This is a genomic window from Streptomyces sp. A0642, from assembly GCF_004795105.1.
GTDB lineage: Bacteria > Actinomycetota > Actinomycetes > Streptomycetales > Streptomycetaceae > Streptomyces.
Genome location: NZ_SSBL01000008.1, coordinates 1 through 14,981, shown reverse-complemented (window position 1 = coordinate 14,981; position 14,981 = coordinate 1). Strand labels below are relative to the sequence as shown.

The 14,981-nt window shown below is 71.8% G+C and carries 12 protein-coding genes; 7 read left to right on the top strand and 5 right to left on the bottom strand.

Annotation, left to right across the window (positions count from 1 at the left end):
- Nucleotides 1-228: 228 nt before the first annotated feature.
- The 4 genes from E6R60_RS16710 to E6R60_RS16695 are packed head-to-tail and all read left to right on the top strand — an operon-like array spanning nt 229 to nt 4,545.
- A complete protein-coding gene (locus tag E6R60_RS16710) occupies nt 229-3,087 on the top strand; it encodes a nitrate- and nitrite sensing domain-containing protein (protein WP_168713628.1) in 2,859 nt (952 codons plus the stop codon).
- The gene (locus tag E6R60_RS16705; protein WP_136327365.1) at nt 3,084-3,527 is read left to right on the top strand and encodes a roadblock/LC7 domain-containing protein; all 444 of its coding nucleotides are present in this window, start codon (nt 3,084-3,086) and stop codon (nt 3,525-3,527) included. Before E6R60_RS16710 ends, E6R60_RS16705 begins: the two co-directional genes overlap by 4 nt.
- A 9-nt stretch (nt 3,528-3,536) precedes the next feature.
- The gene (locus E6R60_RS16700; protein WP_136327364.1) at nt 3,537-3,959 is read left to right on the top strand and encodes a DUF742 domain-containing protein; all 423 of its coding nucleotides are present in this window, start codon (nt 3,537-3,539) and stop codon (nt 3,957-3,959) included.
- A complete protein-coding gene (locus tag E6R60_RS16695; protein ID WP_136327363.1) occupies nt 3,940-4,545 on the top strand; it encodes an ATP/GTP-binding protein in 606 nt (201 codons plus the stop codon). The genes E6R60_RS16700 and E6R60_RS16695 overlap by 20 nt, the downstream gene beginning before the upstream one ends.
- Before the next feature lie 115 nt (nt 4,546-4,660).
- Here the strand turns inward: E6R60_RS16695 and E6R60_RS16690 are convergent, their stop codons facing one another.
- Together E6R60_RS16690 and E6R60_RS16685 are read right to left on the bottom strand one after the other, a co-directional pair.
- On the bottom strand, nt 4,661-5,008 hold the full coding sequence (locus E6R60_RS16690) for a DUF962 domain-containing protein (RefSeq protein WP_136327362.1): 348 nt from the start codon (nt 5,006-5,008) through the stop codon (nt 4,661-4,663).
- Nucleotides 5,009-5,136: 128 nt separating this feature from the next.
- Nucleotides 5,137-5,943, bottom strand: coding sequence for a M15 family metallopeptidase (locus E6R60_RS16685; protein WP_136327361.1), 807 nt, complete (start codon nt 5,941-5,943; stop codon nt 5,137-5,139).
- A 121-nt stretch (nt 5,944-6,064) separates the two neighbouring features.
- On the opposite strand from E6R60_RS16685, the gene E6R60_RS16680 reads away from it, so the two are divergent.
- Nucleotides 6,065-6,580, top strand: a complete 516-nt coding sequence (locus tag E6R60_RS16680) for an NUDIX domain-containing protein (RefSeq protein ID WP_240802601.1) — start codon at nt 6,065-6,067, stop codon at nt 6,578-6,580.
- A 50-nt stretch (nt 6,581-6,630) separates the two neighbouring features.
- Here the strand turns inward: E6R60_RS16680 and E6R60_RS16675 are convergent, their stop codons facing one another.
- Nucleotides 6,631-8,973: a glycoside hydrolase family 31 protein gene (locus tag E6R60_RS16675; protein ID WP_136327359.1), complete on the bottom strand. Its 2,343-nt coding sequence runs from the start codon at nt 8,971-8,973 to the stop codon at nt 6,631-6,633.
- 250 nt (nt 8,974-9,223) lie between these two features.
- On the opposite strand from E6R60_RS16675, the gene E6R60_RS16670 reads away from it, so the two are divergent.
- Nucleotides 9,224-11,200, top strand: coding sequence for an acetoacetate--CoA ligase (locus E6R60_RS16670; RefSeq protein WP_136327358.1), 1,977 nt, complete (start codon nt 9,224-9,226; stop codon nt 11,198-11,200).
- A gap of 67 nt (nt 11,201-11,267) precedes the next feature.
- Nucleotides 11,268-12,185, top strand: a complete 918-nt coding sequence (locus E6R60_RS16665; RefSeq protein WP_136327357.1) for a hypothetical protein — start codon at nt 11,268-11,270, stop codon at nt 12,183-12,185.
- Nucleotides 12,186-12,267: 82 nt separating this feature from the next.
- On the opposite strand, the gene ptsP is transcribed toward E6R60_RS16665, so the two are convergent.
- Nucleotides 12,268-13,938 (bottom strand): phosphoenolpyruvate--protein phosphotransferase, encoded by a 1,671-nt coding sequence (gene ptsP, locus E6R60_RS16660; protein WP_136327356.1) that lies wholly within the window; start codon nt 13,936-13,938, stop codon nt 12,268-12,270.
- Between the two features lie 76 nt (nt 13,939-14,014).
- The gene (locus tag E6R60_RS16655) at nt 14,015-14,464 is read right to left on the bottom strand and encodes a PTS glucose transporter subunit IIA (RefSeq protein ID WP_136327355.1); all 450 of its coding nucleotides are present in this window, start codon (nt 14,462-14,464) and stop codon (nt 14,015-14,017) included.
- Nucleotides 14,465-14,981 lie beyond the last annotated feature (517 nt).

The window sequence follows — 14,981 nt, the reverse complement described above, 5'->3', positions numbered from 1 at the left end:
CTTCCAGCCAACCGGCAAGGCAAGGAATATGCCGCTCTGATCGGCGTCTTCTGTCGCATTCGCGAATTTCATCTCCCGGAATACCGGTACATCTCATGGTCAACTCCCAGCAGGGCGGCCGAAAATCGCCCGGACACGCCTTCGAGTTGTCTGTGGGTCGGTAGTAGGCTCGCGCCGTTTGTTGACGGAACACCATCCCCGCCCGGCGGGGCGGAGCTGGGGGAGGCCATGCGCTTTCGCGGAAAGTCCATCCGCAGGAAGATCGTGGCGTTGCTTCTGGTGCCGCTCGTCTCCCTCACCGCGCTCTGGGGCTTCGCCACCTATCTGACCGGGCGCGAGGCCGGACAGCTGCTGAGCGCGAGCACGATCGTGGAGAAGGTCGGCCACCCCTTGGAGGAGACGGTCAGGGCCGTTCAGAACGAGCGCCGCCAGACCCTCGTCTTCCTCGCCGACCCGCGGGCCTCCGACGCCCTGCCCCTCCTGCGCACACAGCGCGCGGTCACCGACCGCGTCGTCGCGCGCGTGACCTCCAGCGCGCAGCAGAAGGACATCCGCGACGCCCTGCGCCCCGACGCCGAGACCCAGCTCAGCTCGATCCTCGGAGCGGTCGAGGAACTCGACGCCCTCCGCGGCTCCGTCGACCGGCGCACCATCGGCCGGGCCAGGGCCATGGACTACTACAACCGCCTCATCGACCCCTGCTACCGCTTCCTGACCGGCCTCCACACGATGGAGAACGTGTCCATGGACAAGCAGGTCCGTGCGCTGGCCGGTGTCTCACGCGCCCGCGAGATGCTCTCCAGGGAAGACGCGCTGGTCGCCTCCGGACTCCTGGCGGGACGGTTCTCCGCTCCCGAACTCCGCCAGGTCTCCGACCTCGTGGCCAACCGGAAACTGCTGTACGAGATCAACCTCCAGGTGCTCCCCGCCTCCGAGCGCCGGCGCGTGGAGCGGTACTGGTCCGGCCCCGACAGCGAACCACTGCGCACCGCCGAGGACAGACTCCTCGCCCAGGGGCCCACCCGCGACTCGCGCGCCGTGGACGCCGCCCGCTGGCAGGAGGTGGCCCCGCCCGTCCTGGACCGGCTGGCCAACGACTCGACCGAGATGAACAACCGCTTCCAGGACCGGGGCAGGCCCGCCGGCTACGGCGTCCTGATCAAGGCGGGCGTCGCCGGTGTGCTCGGATTCCTGGCCCTGCTCGTCTCCGTCTTCGTGTCCGTACGCATCGGCCGTGAGCTCGTCCGCGACCTCTCCCGGCTGCGCAAGGACGCCCATGAGGTCTCCGGAGTACGGCTGCCGAGCGTGATGCGCCGCCTCGCAGCCGGCGAACACGTCGACGTCGAGACCGAGTCCCCGCACCTCCAGTACGAACGCGACGAGATCGGCCAGGTCGGACAGGCGCTCAACACGCTGCAACGGGCCGCGGTCGAGGCGGCCGTCAAGCAGGCGGACATGCGACGCGGCGTCTCCGAGGTGTTCGTCAACCTGGCCCGCCGCAACCAGGTGCTGCTCCATCGTCAGCTGACCCTTCTGGACACGATGGAGCGCCGCACCGAGAACACCGACGAACTCGCCGACCTGTTCCGCCTCGACCACCTCACCACCCGGATGCGGCGCCACGCCGAGGGGCTGGTGATCCTCTCCGGAGCCGCTCCTTCCCGGCAGTGGCGCAAGCCCATCCAGCTCATGGACGTGGTGCGCGCCGCCGTCGCCGAGGTCGAGGACTACGAACGGATCGAGGTCCGCAGGCTCCCGCGGATCGGCGTGGGCGGCCCCGCGGTCGCCGACCTCACCCATCTCATCGCCGAACTCCTGGAGAACGCCACGGTGTTCTCGCCCCCGCACACAGCGGTCCAGGTGCACGGCGAACAGGTCGCCAACGGCTTCACCCTCGAAATTCACGACCGCGGCCTCGGGATGCCCCCGGAAGTGCTCCTGGACGCCAACCTCCGGCTCGCCGAGACCCCGGAGTTCGAGCTGTCCGACACCGACCGGCTGGGCCTCTTCGTCGTCAGCCGGCTGGCCCAGCGGCAGAACGTCCGCGTGTCCCTCCAGACGTCCCCGTACGGAGGGACCACCGCCGTCGTCTTCATTCCGGCGGCGCTGCTCACCGACGCCCCGGACTCGCACGGCACCGGATTCCGTCTCGACCGCAGGTCCGAGAAGGCCATCGCCAGCAGCAGGCCGGGCAGCGACCCGCGGCAGGACCGGGGCCAGGCAGCGTCGGACCGCAGCCTCGCCGCCACCCGCCCGCCGGACCGGGCGGGCGGCCTGTCACCGGTCCCCAGCGGGCTGGCGGACCCGGCCCTCCTGGACGGTCCGGTGGAGCTCGAAGGGCCGGACGGGGTCCTGGACTTCGAGCGCGACCCCCTCATCGAAGCCGTCGCCGGCCGGGGCCTGGATCCCGTACTGGACGGAGTCGCCGACCTCGACGACACCGAGAGCGAACGCGGGGGCATCTTCCGCGCCCGCGAGCTCCGGCGCGACGGCGACCGCGAGCAGCACCAGCAGGCCGCCGACCGTACGGCGCAGCCCGAAGGCGTGCGGGCCCTGCGCCCCGACGGCATCCGCCCGCTGCCCCGCCGCACGCCGCCGACGCTGGTCACCGACCGGGGCCGCCGCGTCGACCCGGACGGCCGCGCCCACCCCACGTCGGCCGAGCCCGAGGCGGCGCGCACCCCGGCCCGGCGCCAGGCCACCGGCCCCGTTCCGCACGAGGAGCGGCGCCGCCCCGCCGGATTCCGGAAGCCCGCCGAAGCCCCGCCCGGCACGCCGTCGGTCCCGGCGCCCCGGTCATCCACGTCAGCCGTCCCCTCACCGCCGGCCGCCCCCGACACCGTGGGCGGACTGCCCCGCCGGGTCCGGCAGGCCAGCCTCGCCCCCCAGCTCCGCGACGCTCTGGACGACGCCGGGCCGGACCGGGTGGAGAGCGCCGAGGACATCGAGCGGGACGCCGACGAGGTACGCAACCGCATGGCCTCGCTCCAGCGCGGCTGGCAGCGCGGCCGCCTGCAGAACGCCGAGGACGTGACCGGCCCCGGCGACACAGCACAAGGAACCACTCCGGGAGGGGACGGTCCATGACCGCACCGAACGCCGCAGCACTCAACTCCGCACGTCAGGGGTCGGGTGAACTCAACTGGCTCCTCGACGAACTCGTCGAGCGCGTCGCCAGCATCCGCAAGGCGCTGGTCCTTTCCAGCGACGGCCTCCCGACCGGCGCGTCCAAGGACCTGACCAGGGAGGACGGCGAACACCTGGCGGCTGTCGCCTCCGGATTCCACAGCCTCGCCAAGGGGGTCGGCCGCCACTTCGACGCCGGCCGGGTCCGCCAGACCGTCGTCGAGCTCGACGAGGCGTTCCTGTTCGTCACCGCGGCCGGCGACGGCAGCTGCCTCGCCGTGCTGGCCGATTCCGACTCGGACGTCGGGCAGGTGGCGTACGAGATGACCCTGATGGTCAAGCGCGTGGGGGCCCACCTGGCCAACGCCCCCCGGACGACCGGTACGTCCTCGGGAGGGTGAGTGGATGGGATGAGCGCCGACACCCCCCGCACCCCTCGGGCCCCGGGCGACCCGCAGTCCTCGCGCTGGTACGACGCCGACGCGGGGCCGGTCGTCCGCCCGTACGCGATGACCAGGGGACGCACCAGCAGCGCGTCCCGTCACCGCCTCGACCTGATCGCGATCGTCATGCCGGAACCCGCGGCCGACGATCCCGGCAGGGACCAGATGCTCTCCCCGGAACACGTGGAGATCGTCGAACTCTGCAGTGACATGCCCCAGTCGATCGCCGAGCTCGCGGCCGGGCTGGATCTCCCCGTCGGGGTGGTCCGGGTCCTGGTCGGTGATCTCGTCGAGGACGAGCTGGTGCACGTAACCCGTCCCGTTCCGCCGGCCGAGCTGCCGGACGTGAACATTCTCCGCGAGGTGATCAATGGCCTTCGGGCGCTCTAGCCGCAGCAGGCGGCCCGTTGAGCCGGTCACCTTGAAGATTTTGGTGGCGGGCGGCTTCGGCGTGGGCAAGACGACCCTGGTGGGCGCGGTCAGCGAGATCAGGCCGCTGCGCACGGAGGAGAGGCTGAGCGAGGCGGGACGTCCGGTGGACGACCTGGACGGCGTCGAGGCGAAGACCACGACGACCGTGGCGATGGACTTCGGGCGGATCACCCTGCGCGAGGACCTGGTGCTGTACCTCTTCGGAACCCCCGGACAGGACCGCTTCTGGTTCCTCTGGGACGAACTCGCCCAAGGCGCGCTGGGGGCGGTGGTCCTCGCGGACACGCGTCGCCTGGAGGACTGCTTCGCGGCGGTCGACTACTTCGAGCGCCGTGACATCCCGTTCGCCGTCGCCGTCAACTGTTTCGAGGGCGCCGACCGGTTCCCGGCCGAGACGGTGCAGGCGGCACTGGATCTGGATCCGCAGGTGCCGGTACTCATGTGCGATGCCAGGGACCGGTCGTCCGTACGGGACGTCCTGGTGGCCGTCGTCGAACACGCGGTGGCCCGCGTGGACCGGCTCCGCGAGCCGGCCACCACATAGCGGCGCCTGCGGTCGGTCGTCCCGTCCCGGTGACGGCGGCGACCGGGCGTGGGACGCGCGGGCCGCGGATGCGCCCGTCACCGGGGCCCGGCACAGCCCCGGCCGCGAGCCGCGGTCAGCCGTGGTCGGCGAGCCACTCGGCGGCGGTCTCGGCGAGCTCCCGGTCGCGCCCCGCCAGCATCATGCCGATCATCTGCGCGTCCCCGCGCAGCGACCAGGCGGGATGGCCGAAGGTGGCCGGGTTGTTCCTCTCGATCAGGAAATGCGCGGGCCAGGCGGTCCCGTACCCGATCAGCGGCAGGGCCGCCGCGTACCGCTTCCGGCCGCGCACCAGTCCGTAGGCGGTGATCGCGAGACCGGTGAGGGTGCCGGTCAGATGGACCCAGCGGGTCGCGGCCCGGGAGTGCATCGCGACGTAATAGGGCCAGAATTCCTCGTACGAATCGAACGTCTGCTGGGGCATACGGGCACCGTAGTGGCTGAACCGGCAACCGGATACGGCTGATCCGCGTCCGAGAAGAAGAACGGGCGGCCGGAACCCACGGGGGTGGTCCCGGCCGCCCGCTCGTTCTCTCTCCGGATCACGCGGTCTCAGTGGCCGGCGACGGACCTGCGGGCCACCGGGAAGTCGAAGTAGGTGTCCGGGAAGAGTTCCGGCTTGAATGTGTAATGCCACCACTCCTCGGCCAGATTGACGAATCCGGCGTCGGTGAGCGTCTTCTTGAGGAACTGGCGGTGGGCGCGCTGCACGCCCTGGATCCGCGGGTCGTCGGTGTGCGACAGGGTGTCGAAGCAGTCGTATCCGGTCCCCATGTCCACCGAGTTGTCCGGGAAGCGGTCGGCCTGCGGGGCGTAGCACGGCACCAGCGTCTCGCCCGGACGGTACGGCCTGGTCGGCACGGCCGGCAGGCGCACCAGTGTCAGGTCCACCGTGCTTCCCCGGCTGTGCCCGGACTTCTCGGCGATGTAACCGTCCGCGAACAGGCGGGTCTTGTCGACCCGCGGATAGAACTCGCCCTTCATGGCCGCGTCATCGAGGTCCTTCGCCCAGCGCACGAAGTGATCGACGGCCCGCTGGGGCCGGTAGCAGTCGTACACCTTCAGTGAGTACCCCTGCGCCAGCAGCCGGACCTGGGCGCGGTGCAGGGCCTCGGCCGCGGGCCGGGTCAGGATGCACAGCGACTGGCGGTAGCCGTCCACCGGGACGCCCATGAAGTCGTGCGCGGTGGCGTAACGCATCTCCTGGATGATCGTGGGATCGACCGCCCGCAGGGAGACGAACTCCGCGGGAGCCTTCGGCTCGGGCTTCGCCTGCGCCACCGGTGCGGCGACGGTGACGGCGAGCGAAGTGGCGGCACTCGCTGCCAGCGAACGGAAAACGGACCTCATAAGTGTCATGAGCACATCGTCCACTAGTCCGGCCGCCGCGGGTGGACGATCGGATACAGTCCGCGCGTGTCCGCCCGCCCGCCCGGCAGGCACGGGACGCGGGCGTGAACCGACGAGGAACGGAGAAGCCGTGAAGGACTCCCACACCCACTGCGGCGGTTGCGGTGCGCCGTACACAGCGCTGCCGTCCCCGAACACCTGGCCCCGCACCTGCCCCGCCTGCGGCGCCACCGCCTACCGCAACCCGCTGCCGGTCGCCGTCGCCCTGCTTCCCGTCACCGACGACGAGGGCACCGGACTGGTCGTCGTCACCCGCACCATCGAACCCCGCCTCGGCGGCACCGCCCTCCCCGGCGGCTTCATCGACCACGACGAGGACTGGAAAGACGCCGTCGTACGCGAACTCCGTGAGGAGACCGGCATCGAGGCGGACGGCGACGACGTCCGGCTCGCCGACGCCCTCAGCGACACCGACGGACACCTGCTCCTGTTCGGGCTGCTCCCCGCGCGGCCGGCCGCCACGCTTCCGCCGTCCGTGCCGACCGGCGAGACCTCCGGATACGGGGTGCTGCGCGCCCCCGAAGCGCTCGCCTTCCCCCTCCACACCGAGGCGGTCCGCTCCTGGTTCGCCGGCCGCTACCGCTGACCGCGACCGGCGGCACGAGACTCCGAGCGGACCGCGGGGGCGCGTCCCGCTCAGACCCCCCGCATCCGGAGCGGAACGTCCACCAGGCTCTCCTCGCCGTCGCGCTCCACCACGACCCGCCCGCCCACCAGCCGTGTCGTGTACCGCTCGACCACCGTCGGCGCCCAGCCGTCACCCCGGTCACGGACCAACCAGCCGCCCCCGCCGGCCCCCTCCACCGGAGCCCACACCTCCAGTTCGAGCCCGCCGTCCGCCCTCCGCACCGGGATCACCGAACCGGCCCGCGCCAGCACCGGCACCCGCGACAGCGGCGCCTCGACGACCACCTGCCCCGGGCCCTCGTACACCGCTCCGCTCACCGTGTCGTACCAGCGCCCCGGCGGCAGACGGACCGGCCGCTCCCCGACGCCCGGCTCCAGCACCGGCGCCACCAGCAGCGCGTCACCCAGCAGGAAAGCGTCCTCGCACTCCCGCAGGGCCCGGTCGCCGGGCGCCGCCCACCACAGCGGACGCACCATCGGAGCCCCCGACAGCCGGGCCAGGTGTGCCAGCGTCACCCAGTAGGGGCGCAGCCGCTCCCGCTCCACCAGCACCTCCCGCACACCGGCCGGCACCTGCGCGCCGCACTCCCACGGTTCCCGCCACCCCGCGTCGATCCCCGCACGGGTCCGGAACAGCGGAAGGTACGCCCCCAGCTGGAACCACCGCAGACGGAGCTCGGGCGACGGCGAACCGCCGGACCCGCCGACATCCGGCCCCGCATACGGCACCCCGCACAGCCCGAGGCCCACCACCAGCGCCAGTGAGGCCCGCAGCCCGGGCCATCCGGGCGGCATATCACCGGACCGGATCCCCCCGTACCGCTGCGTGCCCGCCCACCCGGACCCCGAGACCAGGAAAGGGCGCTCCTCCGGCCGCAGCCGGAGCAGGCCCTCGTATCCGGCCCGCGCCATCATGAGGCCGTACACGTTGTGGGCCTCCCGGTGATCGCCTCCGCGCCCTTCCAGCGAGTGCCGCGCCGAACGGGGCAGCGCCGCCTCACCGGACGCCGCGAACGACGCGGGCTCGTCCATGTCGTGCCAGACACCGGAGAACCCCTGCGCCAGCCGCTCCTCGTACAGCCCGCCCCACCACGCGCGGACCTGAGGATCGGTGAAGTCCGGATACACGCACTCACCCGTCCGCCCCTCCCCGCGCACCGTCCGCCCACGGGCGTCCCGGACGAACGCACCCGAAGCCCCCACCGCGGCACCGGCCTCGAAGACCGCGTCCCCGGGGGCCGCCGCCACCGCCGGGTCCACGAGCGAGACGAGCCGCATCCCGTCCTCGCGCAGCTCCTTCGCCAGCCCCGGCAGACCGGGGAACCGCTCCCGGTCCTCCTGGCGGGCCTCGAAGCCGTCGATCCCCGGATGGAGGGCGGACAACGGCAGCCCCCTCTCCCGGTAACCCGCGACGACCTGCCGCACCTCCTGCTCGCTCCCGGACCCGCACCGGGCGTGCTGCGGACCCAGCGCCCACGACGGAGGCACCGCCGGAGCGCCCGTCAGGGCCGACCAGGCCTGCAAAACCCGGGCCGGCGTGCCGACGGCCACCCAGCAGCGCAGCGGACCCCCCTCGACGCGCATCTCGGACGCCCCCGGCCGGTCATGGCCGGAACCGGCCCCCTCCGTGCCCTCCCGCACCTCCACCCGACCCGCCCAGGAGTTGTCGTGGAACACCAGATGCGTCCCCGCGTCCGAGACGACCATCTGCACCGGCATCGTCAGATACCGCGCATCGTCCCCGGACCCGGGCCGGCACCCCGGGCCGCTGTTCCACAGCGCGTACACACCGTCCCTGAGCCGTGGTCCCGCCGCCCGCCCGCCGGGCCCGAAGAACCGCGCGTCCGCCGGGACCTCGGAGCGCTGCACCCACCGCCCCGGCCCACCCGCCACCGGCTCCCACCACCGGGGCGGCAGCTGCCGCCGGAGCACCACCCCGCCCGGCGTCCGCAGCTCCACCGCCCCCAGCCGGGACACCACCACCGTCAGCCGCTCCGACACCACCTGCCAGCCGCCGTCCTTGTCCGGCTCCAGAACGGCGCGCGGATCGGCGTCCGGCGCGTCCCCCGGCAAGGCGTACGACGGCAAGGGCTCCGCGCCGTCCCACCCCAGGAACACCGCCCCGCCCGCGGCCACCCGCACCCGCAGCTCCGACCGGGCGAACCTCACCACGCCGCCGCCCGGCCCCGGCTCCGCACCCGCCAGATCCCCCGGCACCCGCGCCCGCTCCGGACCGCGCGCAGGCAACGCCCGCGCATCCGCCCGCGCCCGCCGCCACACCGAGCGGGCCGTACGCAGCCCCCGCATCGAACCGACCGACTTCACCGAGCGCACCAGGTCACGACCGTCCATGCGGTTCACCCTGCCACCAGCCGGTGCGGCAACGGGTTCTGTTCAACTTCCGTTCACCAGGGGTACGGCCGAGCCGGGCCCGGCCGGACGTGCCGGGACCACATACCGGGACACGCGACCATGGGCGGGCAACCCTGGTGCGAAAGACGATCACATGGCATCGTCCGTGGAGCCGCCTCACGCGCACACCCCAGCCCGTGCGCGCGACCCACGCACACCCCGCGTACCCGTACAGCCAGGGAGCCGCCCCATGACCTCAGCAGCCGAAGAAGCCCCCCTGTGGCAGCCCGGCCCGGACCGCATCGCGGCCGCGGCCGTCACCCGCTTCCAGAGCTGGGCGGCCGAGCACCACGGCGCCCCGGCCGAAGGCGGCTACGCGAGCCTGCACCGATGGTCGGTCGACGAGCTCGACACCTTCTGGAAGGCCGTCGCCGAATGGTTCGACGTACGGTTCTCCGCCCCGTACGAGACCGTCATCGGCGACCGCACCATGCCCGGCGCGGAGTGGTTTCCGGGCGCCACCCTCAACTACGCCGAGCACGCGCTGCGCACCGCCGAGGACCCCCTTCGAGCCGACGCCCCCGCTCTGCTCCACGTCGACGAGACCCATACCCAGGTGCCCGTCTCCTGGTCCCGGCTGCGCCACCAGGTCGGCTCGCTCGCCGCTGAACTCCGCGCCCTCGGCGTCACCCCCGGCGACCGCGTCAGCGGCTACCTCCCCAACATCCCGCAGGCGGTCGTCGCGTTCCTCGCCACCGCGGCCGTCGGCGGCGTCTGGACCTCCTGCGCCCCCGACTTCGGCGCCCGCAGCGTTCTCGACCGCTTCCAACAGGTCGAACCCGTCGTCCTGTTCACCGCCGACGGCTACCGCTACGGAGGCAAGGAGCACCACCGCGCGGACACCGTCGCCGAACTGCGCCGCGAACTCCCCACCCTGCGCGCCGTCGTCCACATCCCGCTGCTCGGCACCGACGCACCCGAAGGCGCACTCGACTGGTCCGCCCTCACCGAAGCGGCCACGGAACCGGTCTTCGAGCAGGTCCCCTTCGACCACCCGCTGTGGGTCCTCTACTCCTCCGGCACGACCGGCCTCCCGAAGGCCATCGTCCAGTCGCAGGGCGGCATCCTGCTCGAACACTTCAAGCAGATCGGCCTGCACTGCGACCTCGGCCCCGAGGACCGCTTCTTCTGGTACACCTCCACCGGCTGGATGATGTGGAACTTCCTCGTCTCCGGCCTCCTCACCGGCACCACCCTCGTGCTGTACGACGGAAGCCCCGGCTTCCCGGACGTCAGCGCCCAGTGGCGCGTCGCGGAGCAGACCGGCGCCACCCTGTTCGGCACCTCCGCCGCCTACGTCATGGCCTGCCGCAAGGCCGACGTCCACCCGGGCCGGGACTTCGACCTCTCCCGCATCCAGTGCGTCGCCACCACCGGCTCCCCGCTCCCGCCCGACGGGTTCCGCTGGCTCCACGACGAAGTGGCCGACGACCTGTGGATCGCCTCCGTCAGCGGCGGCACCGACGTCTGCAGCTGCTTCGCCGGCGCCGTCCCGACCCTCCCCGTCCACATCGGTGAACTCCAGGCCGCCTGCCTCGGCACGGACCTGCAGTCCTGGGACCCCGAAGGCCGGCCCCTGACCGACGAGGTCGGCGAACTCGTCGTCACCCGCCCCATGCCGTCCATGCCGATCCGCTTCTGGAACGACCCCGACGGCAGCCGCTACCGCGACAGCTACTTCGAGACGTACCCCGGCACGTGGCGGCACGGGGACTGGATCACGATCACCGACCGCGGATCCGTCGTCATCCACGGCCGCTCCGACTCCACCCTCAACCGGCAGGGCGTCCGGATGGGCTCCGCGGACATCTACGAAGCCGTCGAGCGCCTCCCCGAAATCCGCGAGTCCCTCGTCATCGGCCTGGAGGAACCCGACGGCGGCTACTGGATGCCGCTGTTCGTCCACCTCGCCGAAGGCGCCGCACTCGACGACGCCCTCCGCGACAGCATCAAGCGCACCATCCGCGAGAACCTCTCGCCGCGCCACGTCCCGGACGAAGTCATCGAGGTCCCCGGCATCCCGCACACCCTCACCGGAAAGCGCATCGAGGTTCCGGTCAAGCGCCTGCTCCAGGGAACGGCCCTGGCCAAGGCCGTCAACCCCGGATCCATCGACAATCTGGAACTCCTCCACTTCTACGAGGAGCTGGCCCGCAAGCGCCGCTGACCCAGGCCACTGTCAGTGCCCGTGGTTACGCTGAGTGAGCAATGTTCGACAGCGCACTGGGGGAATCATGGCGCAGACCAGGAACAACCGGTCGGCCGTCCGCGGCAGGACCAGCACCACGATGCGACGCACGCTGCGCCGCGAAGCACCGAGCGTCATCGGCCTCCTGACCGATGAACAGGACTTCGCGGCGATGCGGCGCTACCGCACCTTCACCTTCGACGACCACTCCGTCTATCTGCAGCAGGTCGAAGGCCTGCTCAGGGCTCTCGCCGCACAGGGCGTGCACACGACGGTCGCTCTGTTCGACCCCGAGGAGTACGCGGAGTTCTGCGCCGAGACGGGAATCGCACCCGACAGCCCCTCCGGCCGCAGCCGGTTCACCGCGGAGGTCGCGGCCTGCGGCGCGACCGTCGCCTACACCGGACAACCTCTCGACACCCTCGTCCCGCTCCTGGTCTCCCGAGCGGTCAGGCAGGCCACCTGGGAGTACGCCACGATGCTCCTGTCCGGGCTCGGGGACTGCGCCGACTGCGGGCAGGACATCGGACGCGCCGCCTTCGACCGCGCCTCCCACCTCCTGCTGCGCACCCTGGAGGCCGCCGGCCCAGGCACGCACCACCTGGTCTGCAGCACCCCCACGGAGAACGAGCAACTGCTCGCCGCCCTGCACACCGAGCGAGACACCACCGGACCGGCGCACCTCGACTCGGGGGAAGGCGCCGAATTCGTGACCGTGCTGGCCGTCGGCATCGCGCTGGAAAGCCAGGGGGGAGTCGTCCTGCGGACCAGCGCTCCGGGAATCGCGGACCGGGTCCACGGCTGGCGCCTCACCGGCGGCAGCCTCGTCCCGCTCACCGCGGGGGAGGTGTTCAGCGCCTACTGCACCGACGCGGACACCGGTGAACCCGTCTCTCCGGAATCGGGCGTGGAGTACTGCGCAGGCTTCGACATCGCCGCCGACGAACCGGAGGCGCACCACTGACAGCCGGAAGGGGCTTCCCGCCGACCCGGGCGGGAAGCCCCTTCACCACACATCGCACGACGCCGAGGTCGTGCGGGGCGTCCTACTCGCCCGACAGCACCGCCTGCGCGGCCACGCGTGCCTCCTCGGCGGAGTCCGCCGCACGTGCGGCAGCCGCCGCGCGCTCGCACTGGGCGAGCGTGTACTTCGCCAGCGTGCTGCGTACATAGGGGATGGACGCTGCGCCCATCGACAGCGAGGTGACACCCAGACCGGTCAGGACACAGGCGAGCAGCGGATCGGAGGCGGCCTCACCACAGACACCACAGCTCTTGCCCTCGGCCTTGGCGGCATCGGCCGACATCGCGACCAGATCCAGCAGTGCGGGCTGCCACGGGTCCTGGAGCCGGGACACCGCACCCACCTGACGGTCGGCGGCGAAGGTGTACTGCGCCAGGTCGTTGGTGCCCAGCGACAGGAACTCCACCTCCTGCAGCACCGAACGCGCCCGCAGCGCGGCCGACGGGATCTCCACCATCGCGCCGAACTTGGCCCGCAGCCCGGCGGCGCGGCACGCGTCGGCGAACGCCTTGGCGTCCGCGCGGTCCGCGACCATGGGGGCCATGACCTCGAGGTAGACGGGGAGACCTTCGGCCGCCTTCGCCAGAGCGGTCAGCTGGGTCCGCAGCACGTCGGGGTGGTCCAGCAGGCTGCGCAGCCCGCGCACGCCGAGCGCCGGGTTCGGCTCGTCGGCCGGGGTCAGGAAGTCCAGGGGCTTGTCGGCCCCGGCGTCCAGTACCCGCACCACGACCCGGCCTTCGGGGAACGCCTCGAGCACCGCGCGGTAGGCGGCGACCTGCTTCTCCTCGGACGGTGCCTGCTTGCTGTCGTCCAGGAAGAGGAACTCGGTACGGAAGAGCCCCACCCCCTCCGCGCCCGCGGCGACGGCCGCCGGGACGTCGCCCGGCCCGCCGACGTTGGCGAGCAGCGGCACGAGGTGTCCGTCGGACGTCGCGCCCGGACCGGTGGACGCCGACAGCGCCGCCTTGCGGGCGGCGGCGGAGCTCTCCAGCTCCGCCTGCTTCTCGGCACTCGGCTCGACGAAGATCTCGCCGGTGCTGCCGTCCACGGCGATCACGGTGCCCTCGGCCAGTTCGCCGGCGCCGGGGAGCGCCACGACGGCGGGCACACCGAGCGCCCGCGCCAGAATGGCGCTGTGACTCGTCGGGCCGCCTTCCTCGGTGACGAAGCCGAGGACCAGAGCGGGGTCGAGCAGTGCCGTGTCGGCCGGAGCCAGGTCACGGGCGATCAGCACATACGGCTCATCGCTGTCCGGCACGCCCGGCATCGGCACCCCGAGCAGGCGGGCCACGATCCGGTTGCGTACGTCGTCGAGGTCGGCGACACGGCCGGCCAGGTACTCACCCGCGCCGGCGAGCAGCGCGCGGTAGGAAGCGAACGCGTCGTACACACCGCGCTCGGCGGTACTGCCGACTGCGATGCGCCGGTCCACATCCGCCATGAGCTCGGGGTCCTGCGCCATCATGGCCTGGGCCTCCAGCACGTGCTGGGCCTCACCCCCGGCCAGGTTGCCGCGCGCGATGAGGTCGGCCGCCACGGCCTCCACGGCCTGCCGGGCCCGCCCCTGCTCGCGCTCGGCCTCCTCGGCCGGAATCTGCTTGGCCGGCGGTTCGAGCACTGCCGTGCCCATGTGCCGTACCTCGCCGATCGCCACACCGTGGCTCACGCCTACGCCTCGCAGCGTTGTCTGCATTTCACCCGTCTCCGGTCGTGCGGTGGGCGATGCCCCCGCGGTGGTTATCCAGTCGGCTGTCACTGCGCCGAACGCGTTACTGCCAACCGAAGAGTGCGTCGCCGACCTTCACGTCGCCGTCCTCGATGACGTCGGACAGCGAATCGGCGGTCGCTTCGAGCGCCACGACGGGGCACACCGGCGACTTGCCGGCAGCCTCGACCGCGGCCGGGTCCCACCGGACGACGCCCTGGCCGCGCGTGACGGTGTCGCCCTTGTTCACGAGCAGCTCGAAGCCCTCGCCGTTGAGCTGGACCGTGTCGATGCCGAGGTGGGTCAGCACCCCGTGGCCCTCGCCGTCGACGACCACGAAGGCGTGCGGGTGAAGGGAGACGACGATTCCGTCGACCGGCGAGACGGCCTCGGACGGCTCACGCACGGGGTCGATGGCGGTTCCGGGACCGACCATCGCTCCGGAGAAGACCGGGTCGGGTACAGCAGTGAGCCCGATGGCACGCCCTGCAAGAGGGGACGTCACAGTGGTCATGGGGGAGCCTCCCAGAGTGGAGCTTCAATGGCGCCGCCGCGGCTTGTAGGGGGACGGCGTACTGCTCAGCAGAGTAAGTCATAAGAAGTGACGGTTCCGCCCGAGTCCTGGTGGTTCGAGGACCTAGGGGTGCACCGGAAACGATTTGCCTCGACTCCCGGCAGCCTGTACTGTCGTACTCCTGCCTGGCCCCAACGCGACGTTGAGTCGGGGGTCGGCAGCGACTATCAAGCCCAAACCCTAACCCGATATCGGGCAGCCGCATGTCTGCGGGGGTCCTGGTCGGGGAAAGCGAAATGGCCTGATAGAGTCTGGACCGCCGGAAAGGGAAACGCGAAAGCGAATTCCTGAAAGGCGGAATTGTGAGACCCGCTTCGACCGGGAATCAGGCACGAAAGAGTCTGATAGAGTCGGAAACGCAAGACCGAAGGGAAGCGCCCGGAGGAAAGCCCCAGAAGATGTTCTGCGGGTGAGTACAAAGGAAGCGTCCGTTCCTTGAGAACTCAACAGCGTGCCA